Annotated in this window: 29 protein-coding genes and 2 tRNA genes; 24 read left to right on the top strand and 7 right to left on the bottom strand. The window is 36.7% G+C overall.

Annotation, left to right across the window (positions count from 1 at the left end; all coding sequences use genetic code 11):
- Nucleotides 1–10: 10 nt before the first annotated feature.
- The 5 genes from T529_RS0106215 to T529_RS0106195 all read left to right on the top strand — a co-directional run bounded on the left by T529_RS0106215 (nucleotide 11) and on the right by T529_RS0106195 (nucleotide 4,647).
- Nucleotides 11–1,093 carry a class I SAM-dependent methyltransferase gene (locus T529_RS0106215; protein ID WP_051646882.1) on the top strand — a complete coding sequence of 361 codons (1,083 nt, stop codon included), beginning with the start codon at nucleotides 11–13 and terminating at the stop codon, nucleotides 1,091–1,093.
- Between the two features lie 201 nt (nucleotides 1,094–1,294).
- The gene (locus T529_RS0106210; RefSeq protein ID WP_033162753.1) at nucleotides 1,295–1,561 is read left to right on the top strand and encodes a phosphocarrier protein HPr; all 267 of its coding nucleotides are present in this window, start codon (nucleotides 1,295–1,297) and stop codon (nucleotides 1,559–1,561) included.
- A 113-nt stretch (nucleotides 1,562–1,674) separates the two neighbouring features.
- Complete coding sequence (locus tag T529_RS0106205) at nucleotides 1,675–2,436, top strand: formate/nitrite transporter family protein (RefSeq protein WP_033162752.1); 762 nt, start codon at nucleotides 1,675–1,677, stop codon at nucleotides 2,434–2,436.
- A gap of 88 nt (nucleotides 2,437–2,524) precedes the next feature.
- Nucleotides 2,525–4,210, top strand: coding sequence for a phospho-sugar mutase (locus tag T529_RS0106200; RefSeq protein WP_033162751.1), 1,686 nt, complete (start codon nucleotides 2,525–2,527; stop codon nucleotides 4,208–4,210).
- 158 nt (nucleotides 4,211–4,368) lie between these two features.
- A complete protein-coding gene (locus tag T529_RS0106195; protein ID WP_033162750.1) occupies nucleotides 4,369–4,647 on the top strand; it encodes a hypothetical protein in 279 nt (92 codons plus the stop codon).
- Nucleotides 4,648–4,672: 25 nt separating this feature from the next.
- Here the strand turns inward: T529_RS0106195 and T529_RS0106190 are convergent, their stop codons facing one another.
- Nucleotides 4,673–5,164 (bottom strand): hypothetical protein, encoded by a 492-nt coding sequence (locus T529_RS0106190; RefSeq protein WP_033162749.1) that lies wholly within the window; start codon nucleotides 5,162–5,164, stop codon nucleotides 4,673–4,675.
- 125 nt (nucleotides 5,165–5,289) lie between these two features.
- On the opposite strand from T529_RS0106190, the gene T529_RS0106185 reads away from it, so the two are divergent.
- A complete protein-coding gene (locus T529_RS0106185; RefSeq protein ID WP_033162748.1) occupies nucleotides 5,290–5,997 on the top strand; it encodes an acyl-[acyl-carrier-protein] thioesterase in 708 nt (235 codons plus the stop codon).
- Nucleotides 5,998–6,008: 11 nt separating this feature from the next.
- Here T529_RS0106185 and T529_RS0106180 read toward each other — a convergent pair whose 3' ends face one another.
- On the bottom strand, nucleotides 6,009–6,902 hold the full coding sequence (locus tag T529_RS0106180) for an RluA family pseudouridine synthase (RefSeq protein WP_033162747.1): 894 nt from the start codon (nucleotides 6,900–6,902) through the stop codon (nucleotides 6,009–6,011).
- Nucleotides 6,890–7,705: a putative RNA methyltransferase gene (locus T529_RS0106175; protein ID WP_033162746.1), complete on the bottom strand. Its 816-nt coding sequence runs from the start codon at nucleotides 7,703–7,705 to the stop codon at nucleotides 6,890–6,892. The genes T529_RS0106180 and T529_RS0106175 overlap by 13 nt, the downstream gene beginning before the upstream one ends.
- A gap of 80 nt (nucleotides 7,706–7,785) precedes the next feature.
- Here T529_RS0106175 and T529_RS0106170 point away from each other — a divergent pair, with 80 nt between their 5' ends.
- The 7 genes from T529_RS0106170 (at nucleotide 7,786) to cysK (ending at nucleotide 13,566) form a co-directional block, all read left to right on the top strand.
- Nucleotides 7,786–8,784 carry a tetratricopeptide repeat protein gene (locus T529_RS0106170; protein ID WP_033162745.1) on the top strand — a complete coding sequence of 333 codons (999 nt, stop codon included), beginning with the start codon at nucleotides 7,786–7,788 and terminating at the stop codon, nucleotides 8,782–8,784.
- Complete coding sequence (locus tag T529_RS0106165) at nucleotides 8,771–9,502, top strand: TrmH family RNA methyltransferase (protein ID WP_202962272.1); 732 nt, start codon at nucleotides 8,771–8,773, stop codon at nucleotides 9,500–9,502. The genes T529_RS0106170 and T529_RS0106165 overlap by 14 nt, the downstream gene beginning before the upstream one ends.
- A gap of 213 nt (nucleotides 9,503–9,715) precedes the next feature.
- The gene (gene fba / locus T529_RS0106160; protein ID WP_033162743.1) at nucleotides 9,716–10,585 is read left to right on the top strand and encodes a class II fructose-1,6-bisphosphate aldolase; all 870 of its coding nucleotides are present in this window, start codon (nucleotides 9,716–9,718) and stop codon (nucleotides 10,583–10,585) included.
- Between the two features lie 112 nt (nucleotides 10,586–10,697).
- Nucleotides 10,698–11,129, top strand: coding sequence for an RrF2 family transcriptional regulator (locus tag T529_RS0106155; protein ID WP_033162742.1), 432 nt, complete (start codon nucleotides 10,698–10,700; stop codon nucleotides 11,127–11,129).
- An 83-nt stretch (nucleotides 11,130–11,212) separates the two neighbouring features.
- Nucleotides 11,213–11,842: a YczE/YyaS/YitT family protein gene (locus T529_RS0106150; RefSeq protein ID WP_033162741.1), complete on the top strand. Its 630-nt coding sequence runs from the start codon at nucleotides 11,213–11,215 to the stop codon at nucleotides 11,840–11,842.
- Between the two features lie 75 nt (nucleotides 11,843–11,917).
- Nucleotides 11,918–12,460, top strand: a complete 543-nt coding sequence (locus T529_RS0106145; protein WP_033162740.1) for a glutathione peroxidase — start codon at nucleotides 11,918–11,920, stop codon at nucleotides 12,458–12,460.
- Nucleotides 12,461–12,633: 173 nt separating this feature from the next.
- Complete coding sequence (gene cysK, locus T529_RS0106140; RefSeq protein WP_033162739.1) at nucleotides 12,634–13,566, top strand: cysteine synthase A; 933 nt, start codon at nucleotides 12,634–12,636, stop codon at nucleotides 13,564–13,566.
- A 34-nt stretch (nucleotides 13,567–13,600) separates the two neighbouring features.
- Here cysK and T529_RS0106135 read toward each other — a convergent pair whose 3' ends face one another.
- Nucleotides 13,601–13,903, bottom strand: coding sequence for a Dabb family protein (locus T529_RS0106135; protein WP_033162738.1), 303 nt, complete (start codon nucleotides 13,901–13,903; stop codon nucleotides 13,601–13,603).
- A 75-nt stretch (nucleotides 13,904–13,978) separates the two neighbouring features.
- On the opposite strand from T529_RS0106135, the gene T529_RS0106130 reads away from it, so the two are divergent.
- The 3 genes from T529_RS0106130 (at nucleotide 13,979) to T529_RS0106120 (ending at nucleotide 15,494) form a co-directional block, all read left to right on the top strand.
- Nucleotides 13,979–14,491, top strand: coding sequence for a prolyl-tRNA synthetase associated domain-containing protein (locus T529_RS0106130; RefSeq protein ID WP_156032184.1), 513 nt, complete (start codon nucleotides 13,979–13,981; stop codon nucleotides 14,489–14,491).
- A gap of 228 nt (nucleotides 14,492–14,719) precedes the next feature.
- Nucleotides 14,720–15,286 (top strand): LysR family transcriptional regulator, encoded by a 567-nt coding sequence (locus tag T529_RS0106125; protein ID WP_033162736.1) that lies wholly within the window; start codon nucleotides 14,720–14,722, stop codon nucleotides 15,284–15,286.
- Nucleotides 15,287–15,311: 25 nt separating this feature from the next.
- Nucleotides 15,312–15,494, top strand: a complete 183-nt coding sequence (locus T529_RS0106120) for a hypothetical protein (protein ID WP_033162735.1) — start codon at nucleotides 15,312–15,314, stop codon at nucleotides 15,492–15,494.
- A 209-nt stretch (nucleotides 15,495–15,703) separates the two neighbouring features.
- On the opposite strand, the gene gltX is transcribed toward T529_RS0106120, so the two are convergent.
- Nucleotides 15,704–17,155 (bottom strand): glutamate--tRNA ligase, encoded by a 1,452-nt coding sequence (gene gltX / locus T529_RS0106115; protein WP_033162734.1) that lies wholly within the window; start codon nucleotides 17,153–17,155, stop codon nucleotides 15,704–15,706.
- Nucleotides 17,156–17,201: 46 nt separating this feature from the next.
- On the opposite strand from gltX, the gene T529_RS0106110 reads away from it, so the two are divergent.
- Nucleotides 17,202–17,276 (top strand) — tRNA-Gln (locus T529_RS0106110).
- An 80-nt stretch (nucleotides 17,277–17,356) separates the two neighbouring features.
- Here T529_RS0106110 and T529_RS0106105 read toward each other — a convergent pair.
- Nucleotides 17,357–17,433, bottom strand: a tRNA-Glu gene (locus T529_RS0106105).
- A gap of 201 nt (nucleotides 17,434–17,634) precedes the next feature.
- On the opposite strand from T529_RS0106105, the gene T529_RS0106100 reads away from it, so the two are divergent.
- From T529_RS0106100 to rpmE, 5 genes are all read left to right on the top strand, one after another.
- Entirely contained in the window at nucleotides 17,635–18,639 is a 1,005-nt protein-coding gene (locus T529_RS0106100; protein WP_081823078.1) for an alpha/beta fold hydrolase, read from the top strand.
- Nucleotides 18,640–18,644: 5 nt separating this feature from the next.
- Nucleotides 18,645–19,370 carry a glycerophosphodiester phosphodiesterase gene (locus tag T529_RS0106095; protein WP_033162733.1) on the top strand — a complete coding sequence of 242 codons (726 nt, stop codon included), beginning with the start codon at nucleotides 18,645–18,647 and terminating at the stop codon, nucleotides 19,368–19,370.
- Nucleotides 19,371–19,460: 90 nt separating this feature from the next.
- Nucleotides 19,461–20,693 carry an MFS transporter gene (locus T529_RS0106090; protein ID WP_033162732.1) on the top strand — a complete coding sequence of 411 codons (1,233 nt, stop codon included), beginning with the start codon at nucleotides 19,461–19,463 and terminating at the stop codon, nucleotides 20,691–20,693.
- 216 nt (nucleotides 20,694–20,909) lie between these two features.
- Nucleotides 20,910–22,184 carry a UDP-N-acetylglucosamine 1-carboxyvinyltransferase gene (locus T529_RS0106085; protein WP_033162731.1) on the top strand — a complete coding sequence of 425 codons (1,275 nt, stop codon included), beginning with the start codon at nucleotides 20,910–20,912 and terminating at the stop codon, nucleotides 22,182–22,184.
- Nucleotides 22,185–22,292: 108 nt separating this feature from the next.
- Complete coding sequence (rpmE, locus tag T529_RS0106080) at nucleotides 22,293–22,496, top strand: 50S ribosomal protein L31 (protein ID WP_033162730.1); 204 nt, start codon at nucleotides 22,293–22,295, stop codon at nucleotides 22,494–22,496.
- Nucleotides 22,497–22,565: 69 nt separating this feature from the next.
- Here rpmE and T529_RS0106075 read toward each other — a convergent pair whose 3' ends face one another.
- Nucleotides 22,566–23,144 (bottom strand): cytidylate kinase-like family protein, encoded by a 579-nt coding sequence (locus T529_RS0106075; protein WP_033162729.1) that lies wholly within the window; start codon nucleotides 23,142–23,144, stop codon nucleotides 22,566–22,568.
- A 108-nt stretch (nucleotides 23,145–23,252) separates the two neighbouring features.
- On the opposite strand from T529_RS0106075, the gene T529_RS0106070 reads away from it, so the two are divergent.
- On the top strand, nucleotides 23,253–24,005 hold the full coding sequence (locus tag T529_RS0106070; RefSeq protein WP_033162728.1) for an MBL fold metallo-hydrolase: 753 nt from the start codon (nucleotides 23,253–23,255) through the stop codon (nucleotides 24,003–24,005).
- Nucleotides 23,995–24,474 carry a 23S rRNA (pseudouridine(1915)-N(3))-methyltransferase RlmH gene (gene rlmH, locus T529_RS0106065; RefSeq protein WP_033162727.1) on the top strand — a complete coding sequence of 160 codons (480 nt, stop codon included), beginning with the start codon at nucleotides 23,995–23,997 and terminating at the stop codon, nucleotides 24,472–24,474. Before T529_RS0106070 ends, rlmH begins: the two co-directional genes overlap by 11 nt.
- The last annotated feature ends 163 nt before the right edge of the window (nucleotides 24,475–24,637 follow it).

Raw genomic sequence — 24,637 nt, 5'->3', positions numbered from 1 at the left:
GAGGGATTTTATGGATAATGTGATGAGTCTCTTTGTCTCACTGCTTGCGCTTATTGGCATTCTTCTTGTAATGCAGATTATTACTGTTGAGCTCATGGCAAGAAAAGCACTTAAGACAAAGAATACAGGCTATTTTATGATTTTCAATTTACCCTATAGCTATAACCGTTCAGCGCGTATGGGCTTTGTATATTTCTTTGTCTATTTACTATTCTTTAATCAAAATATGTTTTCAACAGAATGGTTCCTCTATTTGCTTGTCTTTATTGCCATGGGAATTGTCTCTGATGCCGTTGTGCAGTATCTTGTACTCTATTATGGTAAATTTCGCTTTAAGAAATATATTGTTGAAACAGAGAAGCTAGAAGAAGATGTAAAAGCCTACTTCGAGAATGCTGACTTCAAGGAAGAAGACTGTGAGAAATCCATGCCAACATACAATGAAACAGAACTTACCAAAAAATACCTCAAGCCCACGGACCATCTTGCCTTCATGTCCATTGATGGTGGAGATTATGTCAAGAGCTTTAAGGATTATCCAGAAGTTACTTTTGATGTTGAGCCCTTCTTTGACCAGCATCAAGTTGAACAGAATCTTGAAGGCTTACCCATCAAGGTTACTAGTCTTACAAATGAGAAAGGACTTCCTTTCAAGGACAATCATATTGATTTATTCCTAAATGAGTACTCAACATATGATAAAGGAGAGGTTGCCCGTGTCTTGAAACCAGGTGGAATCTTCGTCTTAAATCAGAATGGCAGCGAGAATCTCAAAGAATTCCTCAATATGTATATGCCTCTTGCCCTTCGTAGTCAATGGAATATCGAAACAGCCAAGCAATCCTTAATCAATGCTGGCTTTACGATTCTTGAGGCTTATGAGGACTATGGTTATTTACATTTCAGAAACCTTAATCAGCTTGATACATACTTGAAGAAAGTTGTCCCTGAATTAATACAGGAACGTGAAAAGTTTCTCCAATTCTATACACAAGCCTTACGTGATATGAAAAATCAGGGCTTCTATAGCCTTTCAACATATCGATTTATCATTATTGCGAAGTTAACAGGCAGCTATCAGGAAATCGCTTAGGAGCATCTATTGGGATGCTCTTTTTTGATTATTTAATGGGCATAATTTATAATGAAAAAAATCACAAGAAATCCTTGGAATATAAGCGTTTGAGAGGGATTGAAAGGTTTATATATAAGCGATTTAAAAAAGTTTTGAGAAGTTATGGAAATGTGTAGAATTTGTGCTATAATGAATGCATATTCAAGGAGGATTTTATTAATGGAAAAATATTCATTCGTTGTAGCTGATCCAGTAGGATTACATGCAAGACCTGCAACTATCTTAGTAAACCAGGCTTCAAAATTTACTTCAAACATTAAATTAACTTATAATGGTAAAGAAGTTAACTTAAAGTCTATCATGGGTGTTATGTCTTTAGGTGTTCCAACTAAGGCTAGCGTTGAAATCACTGCTGAAGGTGAAGATGAAAAAGACGCAATCGCATCTATCGAAAAAGTTGTTAAAGAACAGAAAGTTGCTGAATAATAAGAATGAGAAGGAGAGGAAACTCTCCTTTTTCTTTTTCAAAAAAATGATTGCCCTTACATTTTATTATTGGTATGCTTTAAATATCAATATGTAAGAAGGAGTAAACAAATATGTACGATGATACTTTTGATGCATTGAGTAATGCAGCAAGAAACAAATCAAGATTCTTAAAGAAAAGACCAATAGGCTATTTCATTTCTTCAATGATGGCAGGGGCTTTTATTGGCTTTGGGAATATCTTGATTAATACAATTGGTGGTTTATTAAATGGTGCACCAGCAACAAAGATTGTTATGGGGGCAGCATTTGGCATTGCCTTATCACTTGTCGTAATTGCTGGGGCAGAGCTCTTTACCGGCAATACGCTGGTTATGAGTGCTGGTGTTATGAAGAAGAAAGTTTCTATCAAGGATATGTTGATCTTATTTGTCGTATGCTGGATTGGAAACTTGGCAGGCAGTGTACTGCTGGCCTGGTTATTTGAGCTATCTGGCATGAATACACCTGCTACTGCGAAGTTTTTAGCAACAGGCGCACTTGCGAAAATGTCAGCTGGTGCTTTGCAGTTATTTGTCAGAGGCATTTTATGTAATATTCTTGTTTGTCTTGCTGTATGGTGCGGCTTTAGATGCAAGAGTGATTCAGGAAAGCTGATTATGGTTTTCTGGTGCTTGTTTGCCTTTATTATTTGTGGCTTTGAACACTCTATTGCGAATATGACACAGTTAAGTGTTGCTTTATTGAATCCGGCCGGATTACCAATAACTTTATCAGGTTATTTCTATAATTTAATTGTTGTAACATTAGGTAATATTGTTGGCGGTATTGTTTTTGTAGCATTGCCTTATTTCTTGGCGACAAACAAAGATTAATTGTATACAATAAATATCAACGAGGTAACCGTTTTCTATTTTAAGAAAATAAGAAGTTTGCTATAATGGGGCTAGAGGTGAATTGAGAATGGATTATAAGACAAACTATGAAAAATGGCTAAACTTCGAAGGTCTAGATAGTACTTTGAAGAATGAATTAAAGGGCATGGACGAAAAGACAAAAGAAGATGCCTTCTATAAGAATATTGAATTTGGTACGGCTGGTATGCGTGGTGTTCTTGGCGCTGGTACAAACCGTATGAATATCTACATGGTTAGAAAAGCAAATGTAGGTTATGCAAAATGGATTCTAGAACAGCCAAATGGTAAAGAAAGAGGCGTTGTTATTTCTTATGATAACAGACATCAATCTTATATCTTTGCGAATGAATCTGCGAAGATCTTAGCTGGCTTTGGTATTAAGACATATATCATGGAGTCTTTAAGACCAACACCTGAATTATCATTTGCAGTAAGATATTTAAAATGTGCTGGTGGTATCATGATTACTGCTTCTCATAACCCAGCTGAATATAATGGTTATAAGGTTTATGATGATACTGGCTGTCAGCTTATTCCTGAATGGGCTGATCAGGTGACAAAATATGTTAATGAAGTAGAAGACGAATTAGCAGTAAAAGTACCTGATGAAGATGAAGTATATGATCTTATTAACTGGGTTGGTGAAGAAATTGACCGTGCTTATTATGATGCTGTTAAGAGCTGTGAAATTAATCCTGGCTTAGATAAGAGTGATTTCAAGATTGTCTATTCACCACAGCATGGTGCTGATAACTGGCCAGTAAGAACAGTCTTAAAAGAATTAGGTTATGATATTGTGCCTGTATTATCACAATGTGCACCTGATCCAGATTACTACAATACAAAATCTCCTAACCCTGAAGTAGCTTCTTCATATGATGAAGCCATCAAGTTAGCGAAGAGAGTGGATGCTGACGTTATTGCAATTACTGACCCTGATGGTGATAGACTTGGTGTAGTCGCAAAGCATAATGGTGAATATGTACTGATGTCTGGTAACCAGTCAGCAGCAGTTTATCTTGAATATATTCTTTCACAGTTAAAAGAACAGGGTAAACTTCCTACAAATGCGGTTATGTACAATACAATCGTCACTTCAGATTTAGGTGAACTTGTTGCAAGAAGCTATGGTGTAGATGTTGAAAAGACATTAACTGGCTTCAAGTTTATTGGTGACAAGATTAGAAAATATGAAAAGACTGGCGAAAAGCAGTTCATCTTTGGTTATGAAGAATCATATGGCTGTGTTGTTAAGGACTTCGTAAGAGATAAAGATGCAGTCCAAGCTGTCTTACTTGCTGCAGAATGTGGCAATTACTATAAGAAGCAGGGCAAGGATCTTATTGATGTCCTAAATGAACTTTATGCTAAACATGGTACATTCAAGGAAAGCCAGATTGCCCTTGCAAAGGCTGGTGTTGAAGGTGCTAAGCGTATTGCTGAAATCATGGATAATTTAAGAAAAGAGGCACCAAAGGAAATTGGTGGATACAAGGTAACTCTTGCTGAAGATTATGCAAATTCAACACGTAGTGATGGTAGTGTTATTGACTTACCAAAATCTAATGTCTTGAAATATTATTTAGAAGATGGTAGCTGGATTGCTGCAAGACCATCTGGTACAGAACCAAAATGTAAATTCTATTTCTCAATTAAAGGTAAAGATGCGGCTGATGCAGCAAGTAAAACTGAAGTTTTCCAGAAAGCTATGATGGCAGCTATTGGTGAATAGAAATTAAAGAAAACGTTGATTTATTCAACGTTTTTTTGTGCATTCTACAAGCTTTGATCATGTTGATGATGTGATACATATTGGAAAATATGTATGAACTATCTTTTTTTTATAGGGGATTATTGGTATAATATTTTGGGTAAGGAAGGGTGAGTGTTATGAGTCTTAAGACAACACAGCTGTTAATCGGCCTTACAAGGAAGATAGCGATTGTGCTAGCCATCCTTGCTTGTATAAGCTGGATTATGAAATTTAAAACAATTGCAATGATCTTGCTTATTGCCTTAGTACTGATGCTTGTTGTTTATTTTGCGTTGGCATTGGTTTCTTGGCGTTGTCCTAGTTGTCATCAGTATTTACCATTAAAGAATGCGACAAAGCTTAAAGAATGTCCACATTGCCATCATCCCATTGATAAAACACCTATAAAAAAATAGTCACCTAATGGTGACTTTTTTAGTACTATCCTTTTCTTGCAATCGTTGCTCTTAATTTCTTGATATCAATAAAACGTGTAGAGAATCTAAATGTCTTCTGGGCATAGACAAAAGTCATTTCACGCTTAGAATTAAGATCAACCTTCTTCATCTTACGATAATCCACCAGCAATCTACCTATCAGCATATGCTTCTTGCCAAGAAGAACAATATTTGCTAGCTGCATGGAGAATATTAAAGTATAGATTGTAAGTACTGAAAGGCCGTTGTTGATCCATTGGAGACTATCTAGCTGCCATCCCACAATACATGTCCAGATAAAAATCGCCCAGGCAACTACATAACCCACGATCATACCGATATAGGCATATTTTCCCGTGCTGCTTAAGCAGAATTCCATTGCTCCTTCCTTCTTTCTTTGTTTCAGCATTGTGACAAGCAAATTCATAATCTGATATGTGAAATAAATGAATACAAGCAATAATAAGAATAATGATATTGTATAAAACTGACTCATAAACAAGAACTCCTTTATTACCTTATAATATTATACATAGAAATCTTTTTCTTGGAAAGGGTGCAATTTATCTTTAACTTTTCATAAGAGCCTTGTTGAGTCTATAATAGGTGCGGAGGTATGTTATGTTCCAGGAAAAATATAAGATCGAATTCCCAGATGTAGACTTTATGGCAAAGGCAAAAGTTGATGTGCTTTTTTCGAAAATGAGTATTGTAGCTACCAAAGATGCTTATCAAGAACATCTCTATACACAAGAAATGCAAGGTCAATATGGCTGGATTGTAGCTAAACAATCGCTATACTTTCAAAAGCCCATTCACCTTGATGACGAACTGACAATTGTGACAAATGCACATAAAGCTCATCCTGTTATCTTTCCAAGAAGTTACCAATTAATTGTCAATAATGACATTGTCGCTAAAGGCTATTCCATTTGGACGCTTATCGATTTAAAAAACAGACGAATAGTCAGACCGAAAACACTAGGTATCATCATCCCAGAAAGAGACAAGATGGAAGTTGAGCCAACAACATTATTTGAACGAGAAGATGTTATCTTTCAGCATGCTATAAAAGTGAGCTATAGCGATCTAGATACAAATGGTCATATGAATAATACACGCTATATCGCTCATGCCTATGATCTATTACCAATTGATTACTTGCGTCAACATATATGTACACAAATTGATATCAACTACAAGAAAGAAGTCCGCTATGGTGAAATGTTGGATCTTTATAGTCGGCTAGAGAATGATTGTTTTCATGTTGAAGGACATGTGGGTGAAGAGGTTTGTTTTATTATTGAAATGCAAATGAAAAGGATCTGAAAAATCAGATCCTAATCGACATATTCAGCCATATCATCAGGAAGTGGAGAAGTCAGGCGGATGACTTCCTTAGTGATTGGATGAATGAATTCGATGAGATAGGCATGTAAAGCCTGTCTTTTTAATTGTCCTGGATGCTTGTTGTAAAGGGCATCGCCGAGTAATGGATGACCAATGGCAGCAAGATGAACACGAATCTGGTGCCTTCTTCCTGTTTCAAGAACACATTCAATTAAGGCATAACCGTCATAGTTTTCCATTAAATGGTATCTTGTAATGGCTTGCTTATCACCGCCTACACGCATCTTCTTGGCATCATGGCGATTGCGAGCAATAGGTTTATCAATGACATATTCTTTATAATTAGGGAAGTTGCCTTCTACCAAAGCAAGATAATGACGATGAATCTGCTTGATTGAAAGCAAATAGTCCATCAAAGGCTGTAAGAATGTACATTTCACATAAATAACAAGGCCACCCGTCTCATCATCAAGACGATGAATAAAGCGGACAGGAATATCATAGCCCTGGGAATGATAATAATAGCTGACCTGATGGGAGAGAGAATGTGTATCATCTTTGTGAGCAGGAAATACAGGAAGGTTGCATGGCTTATTGACAATCAGGAAGTAGTCATCTTCAAAGATAATCTGAGGTGCTTTATTTCCTGGGACATACATGCCATCATCATGCTCATAGGCCTTTACACTCAACCAGTCACCAGCTTTCAGCATGGTAGAGATTGAAGCAAATTGTCCATTAAGCGTATAATTCTTGTTTTGTTGGAGAAGATGGATGGTCTTTCTTGAAAGATGAAAGCTTTCAAAGAAGTCATGAATAGACTTGTTCGCAAACTCATCATCAATATGGAAAGCGAGATAATCATGTTTTCTTATTGTTTCCATGGTGCATATACCGTAATGCGCAAATCAATCGTAATGTCAAGTGCTTCAAGCGTATCAAGAACACTACGGCGCTCCTTCTTAATATGATAATAATGTGGTGTCATCTTTAATAAGTTTAAAGCATCTTCACGGTTATTAATATTCACTTTTTTCGTAAAATCATAGGATTCTATAACAGGGAATGGCTGTCTGATGAATTCATCTGATTTTTCATGAACCTCATCATAAATGAGATGTTTGATTTCAATAAGATGGTTCTTATTGGCTGTGACATGAATCATGTAACCATCTTTCTTTAATGTACGGGCAATCTCGTTGGCATTGACAACGGTAAAAAGAGCCATGATAACATCAAGTGAGTGATCAAGAATAGGGATATTCTTTGAATTACCAACAATCCAGGTAATATCCTGGTCATAGCGAGTAGCCATATTAATCGCTTCTTTAGAAATATCTAAAGCATAATATCTATTCTGATCTCCCAATATTTGTTTTGCCTTAAAGGCGTAATAGCCTTCCCCACAACCTAAATCAAGAATTGCCATTTCTTTATGGGCATGTTCTTGAATATAGTGGGTAACTTCATGAAGAATGGGATCATAATAGCCTTTATCCAGATAGGCTTTTCTGGCAATAAGAGATTCTTTAGAATCACCAGGATTGTTATGTCTTTTATCAGGGTTAAGCAAGAGGTTGATATAACCTCTTTTTGCAATATCATAATTATGATTGTTTTCACATTTGTATGTACGACCAGCTCGAATAAGTGGCTGGTGGCATTTAGGACAAGCTAGTTCGCTCATAGTATTACCTCCAGGGCGATTATAACATGTTTCTTTTTCGAAATAAATTGAGTATAATGGAAAAACAAGGGGTGGCAAGAATGAAAACATTTAATCGTGGAGTAAAAGAAGCATTGATGCATGTTTTAAATGAAGAAGGGCTATCCATTCTCTGGGATGTGGATGCATTTGAAGAAAAGATTAATTCTTATTCTCTAGATTATTATGAAGAGTGTTATGAAATGACGGAAGCTCTGAAAGCAGGTTTGTTTGATACGCTTATTCTTAATCGTCATATTCCTTTTGCCGAACATATTGCCATGCTTCGTGATTATTTAGAAATTGATGAAAATGAAGCAGTCTTCATGCTTGCGCTCAGCAAAGAAATTGTCAATGATATTGATTGGGACATTGAGATTGTGAATCTTGAGAATGTCTTAAAATATGCTAAAGAAAATGAAAAGATCAGGGATCTTCATATTGCGGCATTGGCTTATTATGATGGTGTTGGTGTTCCTCAGGATTATGAAACAGCCTATCATTTATTTGAAGACTTAGAATATATGGGTGATGATGAAGCTTATTATTATCTAGGAATGATGAATGAGGAAGGTAAAGGCGTAGAAATGAATAGAGAAAAGGCTATCCATTATTACCAGCAAGGAGCTAGCCTCAATGAAAATGAATGCTTTTATGCCCTGGGCAGACTTTACTTGGAAGATGGAAATAGTGAGGAAGCAGTAAGAGAGCTTAGTGAAAGTGAGGATCCAAGAAGCTATGGCTTATTAGGCACAATTCTCGAAGACCAGAATGCCTTTCATGATGCTTTTCTCCATTATGTCAAAGGGGCACAGGCATATGACAGCTTAGCCCTTTATCGTCTTGGACGTCTTTATCAGGAAGGACTAGGCGTTACGCAAGACTTAGATGAGGCATTGAAGTATTATAGCTATGCCTATTATCAAGCTAACGAGGAAGCAACTTTAGCTTTGGCTCATATGTATGCATTAGGAGAAGGCGTGCCTGTAAATGCGAAATTTGCCCATGATCTTTACGAACAATATCATGAAAGTGTAGGTGATGAAAATGAAAGTCTATAAAAAGGGAGCGGATGAATCTTATACGCTTGGTGTCTTTCCAACAATCGAACTCTTAGAAAACCGTCCTGAAGTCATAAAGAGAGTTGTCGTTCACTCAAGTATTGAAGAAAACAGCGGTTATCCTAAAATCAAAGAACTCTGCAATCAATATCATATCCATATTGATATCCATGATCCCACAATCGATAAACTCTCACCAAAAAACAATTGTTATGCAATTGGGGTGTTTAAGACTTATGAAGATAATCTTGAACGAGATAATCATGTTGTTCTTGTCAATCCTATGGATATGGGCAATATGGGAACAATCATGCGTACGATGTTAGGTTTTAACTACAACAACCTTGCGATTATTGAACCAGCTTGCGATATCTTTAATCCAAAAGTTATTCGTGCCTCAATGGGGGCAATCTTCTCGCTGCATATCAAACGTTTTAAGAGCTTTGAAGAATATTATCAGGCATATCAGGGTTATGAATGTTATCCATTCATGCTTAAGGGCGCAAAGAATATTCATCATGTTCATACAAATAACTTACATGCCTTGATATTTGGCAATGAGAGCAGTGGTCTTGATGATTCATTCTTGAATTATGGCCAGTCAGTCTTTATTCCGCATACATCAAAGATTGATTCGTTGAATCTCTCACAGTCACTTGGTATTGGTCTTTACCATTTCTCATCAGCACAATTTGAAGATAAAACATCATTACGCTAGACAAGGATCACCTTGTCTTTTTTGATGACATACAAGGTATCATTGAAAATAATTGTTTTATATTTAAATAGAAATGTTAATGAAATTAAAAAGGAGATATGAGGAATAAGGGAGGTTTGTTAAAGTTTTTAAAAAATAGGTATTTGTCTAGTCAAACTAGTATAAAAAGAGTATTATAACAGTAGTTTAATAAAGGAAAAGGAGAGATAAACAATGGGATTAGTATCCGCAAAAGAAATGATCGATAAGGCTTTAGAAGGCCATTATGCAATCGCTCAGTTCAACATCAACAACTTAGAATGGACAAAAGCAATTCTTCTTGAATGTGAAGAATTAAAAGCTCCAGTAATCTTAGGTGTATCTGAAGGTGCAGCTAAATATATGACTGGTTTCAAGACTGTACATGCAATGGTTTCAGCAATGGTTGAAGCTTTAGGTATCACTGTACCAGTAGCTTTACACTTAGACCATGGTTCATGGGAAGGCGCTCATGCTGCATTAGAAGCTGGCTTCTCTTCAATCATGTTTGATGGTTCTCATTATGACATCGACGAAAACATCGCTAAGACTAAAGAAATGGTTGAATTATGTCATTCTAAAGGTGTTTCATTAGAAGCAGAAGTTGGTGGCATCGGTGGTGAAGAAGACGGTGTTATTTCAACTGGTGAATGTGCAGATCCAAAAGAATGTGCTGAAGTTGCTTCTTTAGGTGTAGACTTCTTAGCATGTGGTATCGGTAATATCCATGGTAAATATCCTGCAAACTGGGCTGGCTTACAGTTCGATGTATTAGCTAACATTAAGGAAGCTATTGGACCTAAGATGCCTATGGTATTACATGGTGGTTCTGGTATCCCTGATGAACAGGTTAAGAAAGCTATCTCTTTAGGTGTATCTAAAGTTAATGTAAATACTGAATTACAGTTAGTATTCGCAGCTGCTACTAGAAAGTACATCGAAGAAGGTAAAGATCAGCAGGGTAAAGGTTACGATCCTCGTAAATTACTTAACCCTGGTTTCGAAGCTATCAGAGCTGGTGTTAAAGACAGACTTGAATGCTTCGGTTCAATCGGTAAGGCTTAATAATAGTTTATCTAAGGAGAAGGTCTCATTGAGGCCTTTTCTTTTTTATCCATTTTTCTTGCAATACTATAAACCCTACGGTATACTAGGGATATAAGTTAGGAGGGGTTTTATGAAAGTATCAACAAAAGGCCGTTACGCTTTAAGAGTCATGGTCGATCTCGCTGAGCATGATCCTACTCAATTTATTCCTTTAAAAGATATTGCCCAAAGACAGGATATAAGTGAAAAATATCTAGAAGTTATTATTAAATCATTATCAAAGGCACACTTTGTAGAAGGGTTGCGTGGCAAGGGTGGAGGCTATCGTCTGACAAGAGAAGCATCTACATATACGGTTGCTTCGATCTTAGAAGTGACAGAAGGCTCGCTTGTGCCAATTGCCTGTATGGAAGATGATCCTAATCAGTGTGAACGTCATTTGACATGCAAAACATTACCAATGTGGCAAGGGCTCTATAAAGTCACAAAGGACTATTTAGATGGTATTACATTGGATGAATTAACAGGTTCGGGCATGCAAGGTGATAATTACGTTATTTAACGTAATTTCACCTTTTTTCTATTTGAGAAAATTTTAAAATATCATCAACCCATCATGTTTAAATAATACCTGGAGGAAAATGTATGAATAGACGATTGATCTTGATGACGACTTTGGGCAATATAGCTATTGGCCTAGGTATTGCTTTATTGAATTTAACTGGTTTTGGTATTGATCCTTTTACATCGATGACGAAGGGTGTTTCTCATCTTCTTGGTATAAGTCTTGGTGTCTTTCAGATGTCCTTGAATATTGTTATGTATGTGCCGGTTCTTTATTTAAATCGTAAGGCTTTTGGGATTGGGGCATTGATTAATCTTTTCTTGCTAGGCTTTATTGTTGAGTATTTTGGTAAGTTCTTTGCCTTATTTAATATTACCGAAGTATCACTTTCTTCATTATTAGCTATTCGTATTGTAGTTCTGGTCATTGCAATACTTGTGCTCTGTTTTGGCTGTGCGCTCTATATGGATTGTAATCTAGGTATAGCTCCCTATGATGCCATTGCACCACTTATTGAAGCAAAGACTGGTTTTCCTTTCAAATATGCCCGTATTGGAACAGATGTCATCTGTGCAATCATAGGCTTAGTAACAGGGATGATTGGCCATATTACTACAGTGGGCATTGCTACGCTTTTTGTCGCTTTAGGAACAGGTCCGATTATAGACTGGTATCAAAGACATATCACATACCGCCTGATAGGTCGCTAAAAACCGCGATAAAAAGAAGTGTTTCTTTTGTGATAGGGCTTAAAAAAGACTACAATAGAACTAGGAGGTAGACTTATGGCAACAATCTACGATTATACAGTATTAGATGGTAATAATAATGAAGTACACTTAGCAGATTATAAAGGAAAGGTTCTCTTAGTCGTCAATACGGCAACACAATGCGGTTTTACACCACAATATCCAGGCTTACAGAAGCTCTATGATGCATTTCATGATCAAGGCTTTGATATCCTAGATTTCCCATGCAACCAGTTTGGTGAACAGGCTCCAGGAGACTATGATGATATTCATTCATTCTGTACAGGACGTTTTGGTATCACTTTCCCACAGTTTGCAAAGATTGATGTAAATGGTGAAAATGAAGCACCAATCTATACATATCTCAAGACGCAAAAAGGCTTTGCTGGATTTATAGGTGAAAAGAAAGCTTTCATGGAAGAGTTTGTTGGGAAAGCACATCCTGACTTTAAGGAAACAAGTGATATTAAATGGAATTTCACTAAGTTCTTAATCAACAAAGATGGTGAAGTTGTAGCTCGCTTTGAATCAACAACTGATCCAGAAGAACTTAAAGAAGCTATTCAAGCATTATTATAGAAGGCATATGCCTTCTTTTTTTTTATATTTATAATAAAAATACAACAACTATTTAAGTAAAATAAGAAAATACAAAAATATTTATCAAATCTATTGCATAATAAAAAGAGTAGGCATATAATAACACCATAAACCTAGTAGAGAAAAGGGTAAATATACGGAGGATATCAATTATGGCAAAAATTTATACAAGTGCAGATCAGTTAGTAGGTCATACACCACTATTAGAATTAACACATTTAGAGGCAAAATATAACTTAAAGGCTAAAGTGCTTGCTAAGCTAGAATACTTCAATCCCGCTGGAAGCGTTAAAGACAGAATTGCTAAGCAGATGCTTGATGATGCTGAAGCAGCAGGCAAGTTAGACAAAGATACAGTCATTATCGAACCAACTTCAGGTAACACTGGTATTGGTTTATCAGCTATTGCAGCCGCTAGAGGATACAAGATTGTCATCGTAATGCCTGAAACAATGTCAGTAGAAAGAAGACAGTTAATGAAGGCTTATGGTGCAGAACTAGTCTTAACACCAGGTGCTGAAGGTATGACAGGAGCAATCAAGAAAGCTAATGAATTAGCTGAAAGTTATGAAAAAGCATTTGTTCCAGGTCAGTTCGTCAATCCATCAAATCCAAAAGCACATTATCTAACAACAGGTCCTGAAATCTGGGAAGATACTGATGGTAATGTTGATTACTTTATTTCAGGTGTTGGTACTGGTGGTACATTATCTGGTACTGGTAAATACTTAAAGGAACACAAGGCTGATGTAAAGGTTGTAGCTGTAGAACCAGCAACTTCTCCAGTTCTTTCAGAAGGACATGGTGGACCTCATAAGATTCAGGGTATTGGTGCAGGATTCGTTCCTGATACATTGGATACATCTGTTTATGATGAAGTTGTTACTGTGACAAATGAAGATGCTTTCAGAGTAGGCAAGGAAATTGGTCATAATGAAGGCGTGCTTGTAGGTATTTCTTCAGGTGCTGCAATTGCTGCGGCAATCGAAGTGGCTAAACGTCCAGAAGCTGAAGGCAAGACTATTGTTGCGTTATTACCTGATACTGGTGACCGTTACCTTTCAACAGCATTATTCCAGGATTAATCTAAAGAAAAAATCTGCGTTTAACGCAGATTTTTTAGTCTTCAATCTTAAAATTCAAGCAGAGTCTTACTTCTGTATAAGGTCTTACATACTGATCGGCAATCGCATTATGATCGGGATTGACGGCATAAGCTTTTAAATCTTCTTCTGTTTCAAAGACATTTTCTAACATTGCATCAGCATTGCTGCCATCGGTAGGATCAATCTGAACATGAATATAAGTCATGCCTGGAATCTTGCCATCAAGTGACTCTAAGCCTTCCTTAATGCCTTTTCTAATTTCATCATTTTTGAATTCTTCTTTTAAAGACCAAAGTATTACATGTTTATATGCCATAAATTTTCACCTCACTACTATCTTATAGAAAAAATGAAAATTCACAAGTATAATAGAAAGAAAAGAGGTATGAAAATGGATATAAAAGAGGAAACTTATCAATTCTTAAGTGATTTAGGTATTCAGTATGAACAAGCTGAACATGTTTCTATTGCTACGATGGAAGCATTGGATGAAGTCGCAACAATACTTGGTTGTCCTATTGCCAAGAATCTTCTGCTCACTAATCGCCAAAAAACAAAATTCTATCTTCTCTTAATGCCTGGGGATAAGAAATTCAAGACTAAGGAATTATCAAAACAAATCAATTCAGCAAGATTGTCCTTTTCGGATGATGAAACAATGTTTGATTTGTTGAAAATACGTCCTGGCTCATTATCTCCGCTAGGATTAATGCATGATCATGAAAATCAAGTACAATTATTAATTGATGAAGATATTATGGACTGGGATAATATTGGCATGCATCCTTGTGTTAATACAGCAACATTAAAGATTGCCAAGAATGATTTCTTTAAGACAATTCTTGAAGCAATGCATCATACGTATAAGATTGTCCATCTTATTGGTGAAGACTCTATCAGTTGATAGAGTTTTTTGTATACAATAGTCTACATAACAATGAACTTTATTATATAGTTTGAGAGTTTAATAAGTGTTTTTTTCAAATTAATGAGAAATAATTAACGAATGAAGAATTTGTGCTATACTTTTGATAGGGTAGTAAAGAGGAAAAATAATGTTTGATCGAAAAATCAGGATATTTATGGCTGTTGTTGAAGAGGGAAGTTTCTTGGCGGCTGGAAAAAGCTTTATATGTCACAATCAGCAGTATCGCAACAGCTTGCACGGTTAGAAGAAGAATTAGGCATTTCGCTTTTCAATCGTGAAAGCTATCGTCCACAATTGACAAAGGAAGGGCGATTTTATCACCGGGAGGTAACGCGCCTGCATAATGATTATAAAGAAGTACTTGCTTATATGAATCAGCGAATGAAAGATCATATCACAATTGGCTTTAATTGCATGTTTGATCAGGAAGTTTTTACGACAATTATTCAATCATTTCAAGGAAGCTCTGATGAACGCGTGGAGTTCAAGTATTATGATTTAGGAAAATACAAAGAGGTCTTTGCAGGCGATATGGTTGATGCTATTATTAGAATTGGTGCAGCTTTTCAACATGATGAAAAGATCATTTATCGCAAGGTATGTGATTTGGAGTTCTGTGCTGGGGTTAGCTTAAATCATCCTTTGGCTAATAGGGATTCCATTGATGCCCATGAGCTTGAAAATGAACCAATCGTTTCAATAGGTCCTGAAGCAAGGGAAGAATTGTATCGTGAGTTTATTTCATCATTCTATCGGGATGGTGCCTCCTAAAATTGTCAAGAAGGTAAGTACCTTGATGGATTTAAAGGTCAGTGTTGCTCTTGGTGAAGGTATTGGCTATCTCACAAGTGAAATCTGCACTTCATCCGATGCCTTGCTTCTCATTCACCTCAAAAACACTCATCATCATGCAAAACTTGGCATAGCTTACAATGATCATTTTATTGCATTCTATCAACAACATAAGCCTAGCTTATAGAATATTGTCACGCTTTTATCACTGTTTTTATTCTCGAAACATGTTAGGCTAATACAAGAAGGTATGAGTTTGTTTCTTCTCCATCATAAAGAGTTCTCATACTTTCTTATGTCAGTGAATACAAATTTTCCCACGTCTTAAAGCTAGTGTTAGAACGCTAGCTTTAAACGTATAAAAAGGTTCTATCGTTTTTGATAGAACCTTTCTTTTTAGGCTTCTGGATTTTCTTTAACCCATGCTTCAAGATCATTGATAGCTTGTCTCATGCGTTTAAGTGTTTCTTCTTTTCCAAGAATATGGGCAATTTCAACTGAACCACCAGGAGTCATTGCCTTATTGGAAAGCGCAACACGAATTGGCCACATAATACGACCGTTCTTCAATTCATGTTCTTTTGCGATATCCATCTGCATATGCATCATACCATCATCATCGCTATAATCTTCCCATGCTTCCATTGCAGGTAAAGAAAGCTTTAATGCTTCTAATGAATTATATGGGTTTGTCTTCATTTTCTTATGCTTATATAATGCGGCATCAAATGGCAAGCATTCATTGATGAAATCTACAAATCCCTTTACTTCATCAAGATTAATACGTGTTAAACGAGGCTGAAGGACCATTGAAATTTCCTTTTCATCAACTTCACGTGTTAAGGCATCTTTATATAATGGTGAAACAAGATCATGGAATTCATCCAAAGTCATATTTCTTAAATATGTTTCATTGACCCATGTAAGCTTATCCTTATCAAAGATAGCAGGTGCTTTAGAAATACGATCAACAGTGAATTGTTTGATCAAATCATCAAGAGAAAGAATCTCTTCATCAGCAGGTGCCCAGCCAAGTAATGCAATATAGTTTAAGATAGCCTGAGGTAAATAGCCTTCAGCTTTTAAATCCTGGAAGCTTGCATCGCCATTACGCTTAGAAAGCTTGTTGTGTTCATCTTTCATAACTGGTGGAAGGTGAATATATCTAGGTGGATTCCAGTTAAAAGCTTTATAGAGGAGGTTGTATTTAGGGGTAGAAGATAAATATTCGTTACCTCTTACGACATCCGTTATACCCATCAAGTGATCATCTACGACATTCGCAAAGTTATATGTTGGAAAGCCATCACTCTTTAAAAGAACAGCGTCATCCAAAGTGTCAACAGGAGCTTCAATATGACCATAGATTTCATCATCAAAGCTTGCTACGCCTTCTTCAGGAATTGTCTGTCTGATGACATATTTTTCACCAGCATCTAATTTTGCCTGTACTTCTTGACTTGAAAGATAACGGCATGGATCACGCATTTCAAAGCCTTCAGTTTCTTTTTCATCCTTGTTGCAGAAACAATAATGAGCTGCGCCAACCTGAATTAATTTGTTGGCATAATCCTTATAAATACCAAGTCTTTCTGACTGGATGTAGGGACCAACATCACCTGGCTTATCAGGACCTTCATCCCAGTTTAATCCTGTTTCCTTTAGTGTATTGAAGATAACATCTGTTGCACCTTTAACTTCACGGTTCTGGTCAGTATCTTCAATTCTCAAGATAAAATCGCCACCCTGATGCTTCGCAATTAAATAACAATACAAGGCTGTACGTAAGTTACCAATATGCATATAGCCAGTTGGGCTAGGGGCAAATCTCGTACGAATTTTACTCATTTACTCTTTACATCTCCTCAATATAGTGTATAATAAACCATGTCATTGGGGTATAGCCAAGCGGTAAGGCAGCAGACTCTGAATCTGCCATTCGTAGGTTCGAATCCTACTACCCCAGCCATTTTTTTTACAATAAAATTGACATTTTAAAAAGAAAGCTAGGCTTTCCTTTTTTTATACCCTGATAGGTTTATTTTTCATTGGTAGTCGGTAGGGGGTTCGAACCCCTGTAATGCTTGGATGAGAACCAAGTGTGTTGACCACTTCACCAACCGACCATGTGCTTGTAGTATAGCACAATTTACAATGAAGTAAAAGAAAATCTCAATATTTTCATAACAGTCATAGGTTGAAGGTTGCTTGTATATTCAGGCAACTTTTTTATTTAATTTAATGGAAGGATAAGATTTTGTAAAAGAGGCTGATAATGTTGTGATGGGTACATAGTGGTTGTAATATATTATTAGGTGGTGAATAGCATGATGAAGAAGCTTGATGGCATGACAATTGAGGAAGGGGCTTTACCTGAAGGCGTATATCTTTTAAATGATGAAGAGTTTCCTCAATATATGGCAACAACATGTAAGCACTGGCTAATCGAACATGTTCATAGTGGCTTTCTTTTGAATAAAGAAGGTATGAAACTACGTTACTATTATGGCTTACAGGATCATCTTGCTAAGTCGATGGTGATCATGCATGGCTTTTGTGGCTTTTTTGGGAAATATCATGAAATTGCTATGTATTTCTATCAAGCAGGCTATAATGTCTTCTTTCTTGAACAAAGAGGTCATGGTGAATCGGAAAGAGAAATCATCAATAATGAACTCGTTTATATTAAGAGCTTTGATGATTATGTTATGGATTTAAAGACGTTTATGGACGAGGTTGTTATACCATTAGGACAAACAGAGTCATGCGATATCTTTGCCCATTCCATGGGTGGAGCTGTAACAACGCTCTTTCTTGAACACTATCCACATTATTACCATAAAGCTATCCTCAGTGCGCCAATGATCAAAATGAAGACAGGTTTACCACGCATTGCCATATTGTCCATTGAAGCTTACGCCAAGCTATTACATAAAGAAAAGGAAAAGGCTGTTGCCCAATCCGGCTTTAGCTTTATTCCTGCCTTTGATCAAAGCAGCTGTATGTCCGAAGTGCGTTATTATTATCAATATAAACAAAGACAGAAGCATGAAAGCTATCGTACTAATGCTTCAACCTATGGCTGGGCGATGGCAGCTCTATCTGCCAGCAAAGAAATAATCAAGAATGCATCAGCAATCGCAATACCGGTCTTACTGTTTCAAGCGGGCAAGGATACCATGGTTAAAAACTATGCCCAGGATATGCTTGCATACAAAAATAAACATATCCAGCTTGTTCGCTTTGATGAATCACGTCATGAGATTTTTAATGCGACAGATGATATACGATTAAAATACTATAATTGGATTTTTAAGTTTTTGAAGGAGTGATTGTAATGAAAATTGAAGTTTGGGCTCATCGTGGAGCAAGTGGCTATGCCCCAGAGAATACTTTACCGGCATTTTTGAAAGCTTATGAATGTGGTGCGGATGGCGTAGAGCTTGATGTCCAGATGACAAAAGATGGTCAGCTCGTGGTTATTCATGATGAACTCATCGATCGAACGAGTGATGGCAAGGGTTTGGTATGTGATTATACATTTGGGCAGTTACGCCAGTTCAATTTTAATCAGCAGTTTCCTGAATATGGCAAAGTTCTTATTCCAATATTGGAAGAAGTGCTTCTGTTGATGAAAGAAAAAGGCATGTATATGAATATTGAACTCAAGACAAGTATAGTCTTTTATGAAGGCATTGAAGAAAAGGTTCTTCAGCTTGTAAAAGACTTAAAAATGGAAGATCAGGTTATCTATTCTTCTTTCAATCATTATTCGATTGTAAGAATCAAGGAATTAAATCCTGATGCGAAATGTGGATTGCTTTATGATGACATCCCTGTCAATATGTGTGGCTATGCTTTAAAGCTAGGCGTTGAAGCCTTGCATCCATTGGTTTATACAGTGCGTTATCCACATTTTATGAAAGAGGCTCAAAAAGCACACTTGGATATTAATGTCTGGACGGTTAATGAACCAAGAGATATTCAATTAAGCATCAATGCGCATGTTCATGCCATCATAACTAATTATCCCGATCGTGTAAAAACAATGATGAAAAATTAACCGCAAATTTACGTAAACTTATGTTCCTCTTGAAGTCAACATAAGTGCTCCTCACTATACTGATAATAAGCATTTTTATGGGAGGATACTATGAAACTCACGGCATTAGAAAAGAAGTGGGTCCTTTATGATGTGGCGAATTCTGCGTTCACTTTAATGGTCTCCACTCTCATACCAATTTATTTTCATTCCTTAGCCAAAGAAGCAGGTATTAAAAGTTCCACATATCTTGCAACATGGGGCTATGCTATCTCACTTTCAACATTACTGGTTGTTTTAATTGGACCAATCATGGGAGCCTATTCAGACAAACAAGGACATAAGAAGAAAGTCCTGACAACACTTGTTGTTGGTGGTTCATTTCTTGCCATGCTTCTTGGCCTAACAAAGCAATGGATGGTCTTCTTGGGGATCTTTATGGTTGCGAAGGTGTTCTATCAGCTTAGTCTTATCATTTATGATTCTACACTAGGCGATGTGACGACGGATGAGCGCATTGATGATGTTTCATCACAGGGCTATGCCTGGGGCTATATTGGCAGCTGTATTCCATTTATTATCGATTTAGTGATTGTTTTAAATGCTGAAAAGCTTGGCTTAAGTATGTCAATGGCAATGTTGATTGCATTTGTGATTGTCGGTGTATGGTGGCTTGTCATGTCATTGCCACTTCTTAATGCATACAAACAAGTCCATTTCATTGATCATAATGAACATGAGCATCTCTTAAGTCAGCTAGGTCATACTTTAAAAGGAATTGGTAAAAATAAGAAAGTGCTCTTCTTTATTATTGCTTTCTTCTTCTATATTGATGGTGTCTATACAATTATTGATATGTCAACAGCTTATGGCAGTGCGCTTTGTCTTGATAGTACTGGTCTATTATTGGCATTATTGGTAACACAGTTTGTGGCTTTTCCAGCTGCTATCATCTTTGGCAAGCTTTCGACAAAAAAGAGTGCTACAAAACTCATTACGATTTGTATCATCGCTTATTTTGGCATTGCGATGTTTGCCGTCTTCATGAGCACTCAGCTTCATTTCTGGATTTTAGCAGTATGTGTGGGTATGTTCCAAGGTGGTATCCAGGCTTTATCAAGATCATACTTCACCAAAATCATTCCTCAGGAACGCTCAGGCGAATATTTCAGTTTCTTAGATATTTGTGGTAAGGGTGCCTCTATTTTAGGGACGTTGTTGATGAGCTTGATTACCCAGGTGACAGGAAACCAGCGTTTAGGTGTTGGAGCTATTGCTTGTTTCTTTATTATTGGCCTTTTGTTTTTTAGGATTTCTGCTCAAACACCACAAAGTATTGAATAGTACCTTTGGTACTATTTTTTTCGTTATACAACTGAAAAAAAGAAAATGACTTTAGGAAAATTATCAAAGTGATGATATGCTTTGATTTTTGGTGGGAGTCATGTTTATAATAGGGTGAGCTATGGATAAAATTATTTATAGTGATTTTTCGTGTGAAATAAGTATAATGTGTTTTGGTTTAAACATTTGAAATAGATTAAGTCAAAGGAGACAATAATGTCACAAGAAGTAATTGCCATTGAAGGTGGACATAAATTAAAAGGTACTGTACGTATAAGTGGGGCAAAGAATGCAACTGTTGCCTTAATTCCTGCCATTGTATTAGCTGAAAAGCCTGTAGAAATTATGGGTGTTCCAGAAATTTCTGATGTTGATGCATTGATGGTATTGTTGAAGGAATTGAATTGTGAAGTAGAACTAGAAGAAGATACTTTAAAGGTTAATCCTGAAACCATGATCAATACGCCTTTAGTTAGTGATGCGGTTGATAAATTAAGAGCATCTTATTATTTTATGGGTGCTTTACTTGGAAAATATGGGGATGTAACGATAAAAATGCCAGGGGGATGTTATTTAGGCCCTCGTCCTATTGATTTACATTTAAAGGGCTTTGAAGCTCTTGGAGCAACGATTACCTATGATGAAAATATGGGTTCATACCATTTACATGCCGATCATTTGAAGGGCAACCGTATTTATCTTGATTTTGCATCTGTTGGGGCAACAATCAATATTATGCTTGCTGCAGTTAGAGCTGATGGCAAGACAACAATTGAAAATGCAGCCAAAGAACCTGAAATCATCGATGTTGCCAACTTACTGACAAAGATGGGCGCTAAGATCAGAGGGGTTGGTACGGATACAATCGTCATTGAAGGTGTTGACTACATGGGTGGTGCAGTCCATGAAATCATTCCTGACCGTATTGAAGCAGGAACATTCCTGATTATTGCAGCAGCAATGGGAAATATGGTCTTAATCCAGAATGTTATTCCACAGCATCTTGATGCCTTGCTTTCAAAGCTCAGAGAAATGGGCGTAGTCTTTGAAATTATTGGCGATACGATTCTTGTCTATGGCAATATCGAACACTTAAAGCCAATTGAAATCAAGACACAGATCTATCCAGGCTTCGCTACTGACTTACAACAGCCGCTTACAGCTTTCTTAACACAGGCTGAAGGACAGAGTAAAGTGACGGATACAATCTATACAGCACGCTTTAAGCATTGTGCTGAATTAAATAAAATGGGTGCGAATATTGAAGTAGGCGATGCATGCTGTTATGTCAATGGCAAAACAGACTTACACGGTACACGTGTCAATGCCACTGACTTAAGATGTGGGGCTGCTTTAGTTGTTGCCGGCTTGATGGCTGATGGTGTAACTGAGATTGGTAATGTCTATCATATTGACCGTGGCTATGACAATATTGATCGTAAATTAATCGCTCTAGGCGCGCAAATTTCACGTTATGAAGTTGATGATTAATTTCTAAAAAAACTATTGTTTTATTGAATTGGAAATGCTATTATGTTGTAGCAACTTATTAACTTACTTTAAGATAGGCAATATCTTAAGGCGGAAGGAGACAAGAAAATGAAAAAAGGTATTCATCCAAACTACAAGAAAGTTAAAGTTATCTGCACATCATGTGGTGCTGAATTCGAATCTGGTTCAGTATTAGATGAAATTCGTGTTGATACTTGTTCAAACTGCCATCCATTCTACACTGGTAAGCAGAGATTCGCTAGTGCTGATGGTAGAGTAGAAAAATTCAATAAGAAATACGGTCTTAAGTAAGACCCTGAGAAGGCATGAGCCTTCTCTTTTTATTTGTCTATGAAAAAAGGAACCATCCGGTTCCTTTTATTATAATCTATTATACATTTCTACAATAATATCAGCTGTCTCATCTAAACCAAAATCACTGTTGATTGTGAGGTCAAAGTTCTTGAGATTGCCCCATTTATTTGTTGTGTAGTAATTATAGTAGTTTGCACGCTTTTTATCCATAGTTTTTACTTTCTTGCGTACATCACCCTCATCTTCCTTATACATCTCTTCAACACGCTTACAACGTGAATCAAATGGTGCGTGGATGAAGACTTTTAGGACCTGATCATAATCTTCTAGAATATAATCAGCACATCCATTGACAATGATACAGCTTTCCTGGTTAGCTATATGGCGGATAACCTTGCTTTGTGTCGCAAAGACCTGATCATTAAGAGGCATCTGGAAACTGCCACCAGCCATTGAATAAAGGAAGCCAGAACTTCTCTCTTCGCTTGCTTTACGAATGGTATCAATATCAAAACCAAGCTCTTTTGCAGCTAAATCAATAATCTGGTTATCATAATAAACAAGACCCAACTTTTCAGCTACTTTTTGGGCAATTAAACGCCCACCACTACCATATTCTCTCGCAATTGTGATTATTTTACTCATAGAAAAGCCCTCCTTGTAATCTTATTTTAACACAAAGCATTTCGAATGGTATTGATTTTCGCAATTGTCTCAAAACTTAATTATGATATAATCAAACCGGTGATAAATATGAAATATTATGTACTTGCAAGTGGCTCTAAAGGCAATGCCACTTTTATCGAAGAAAATGGCACAGGCATATTAATTGACTGTGGTATTACAAAAAAACAACTCAATTTTAAACTCAGTGAATTAGGCTTAAGTGAAGATGACATAGATTATGTCTTCTTAACCCATGATCACTATGATCATTCCAAGAACATCCATACCTTTACCAAAGATAAGATCTATACCGCTAAGGGCAACCTGGATGATGTTGATAACCAGCATGAACTGATTCCCTATCAGGAATATACATTTGGCTCCCTTCAAGTCTTTGTCCTACGTATCTCTCATGATGCGACAAACCCAATCGCTTTTATCTTCAAGGGCGAAGAAAGCCTTCTCTATATGACTGATACAGGCTATGTCAGTCAACGTAATCGTGACCTGATTCATGACTTAAACTATTATATTATCGAAAGCAATCATGATATTGGCATGTTGATGAATACAAAAAGACCACTTGTCTTAAAGAATCGTATTTTGGGTGATACAGGGCATCTCAACAATGAGTATTCAGCCCGTGTGATGGCAGAAGTCATTGGTCCCCATACAAAAGAAATCACTTTAGCCCATCTTTCACAAGAAGCCAATACACCAGAACTTGCTTTGGATACTTATTATATGGTCTTTGATGAATTACAGATTGATTTTGATCAGAAGATGATTCGTTGTGCTGATCAGGTTCATGTGTTAGCAGGAGGTATGCATGAAGATTAGAGTAATTGCAGTAGGCAAGCTGAAGGAGAAATATCTCAAAGAAGGTATTGCGGAATACAGCAAGAGATTACAGGGGTATTGTGATTTTGAAATCGTTGAAGTAAGTGATGAACGTATTCCTCGTCGCCCAACATTGGCTGAAGAAGCATTGATTAAGGCGAAAGAGGGAAGAAGAATCTTAGATCATGTGAAAGAAAGAGATTATATGATTCTCTTAGACGTATCTTCTAAACAAATGGACTCTCTCCATTTTGCCTGCGAACTGCACGATATTATGCTTTCAGGCTATAGTACGATTGATTTTGTGATTGGTGGTTCGCTAGGACATGGTGATGATGTGCTAGAACGCGCAAATTTGAAACTCTCCATCTCAAAGATGACCATGCCCCACCAGCTTTTCCGTCTTGTTCTTATTGAACAAATTTATCGTGCTTTTAAGATCAACAACAATGAAACTTATCACAAATAAAAAGCTATCCTTGAGTGATATGACCCCTGTCAAGTAGACAGAGAAAATATCCAAAACAACTACCAAGCAAGGTCAATTAGATTTGGCCTTGTTTTTTTATTGTTGTGCTTGCGCCTGGTGTTTTGCTTTGCTCTTCTCAATCCCTTCCCAGAATCGTTCTATT

The organism is Sharpea azabuensis DSM 18934 (assembly GCF_000702165.1).
In the GTDB taxonomy this organism is placed as follows: domain Bacteria; phylum Bacillota_I; class Bacilli_A; order Erysipelotrichales; family Coprobacillaceae; genus Sharpea; species Sharpea azabuensis.
Note: the sequence above shows the minus strand (reverse complement) of the source record. Positions and strands in the feature narration are given on the sequence as shown.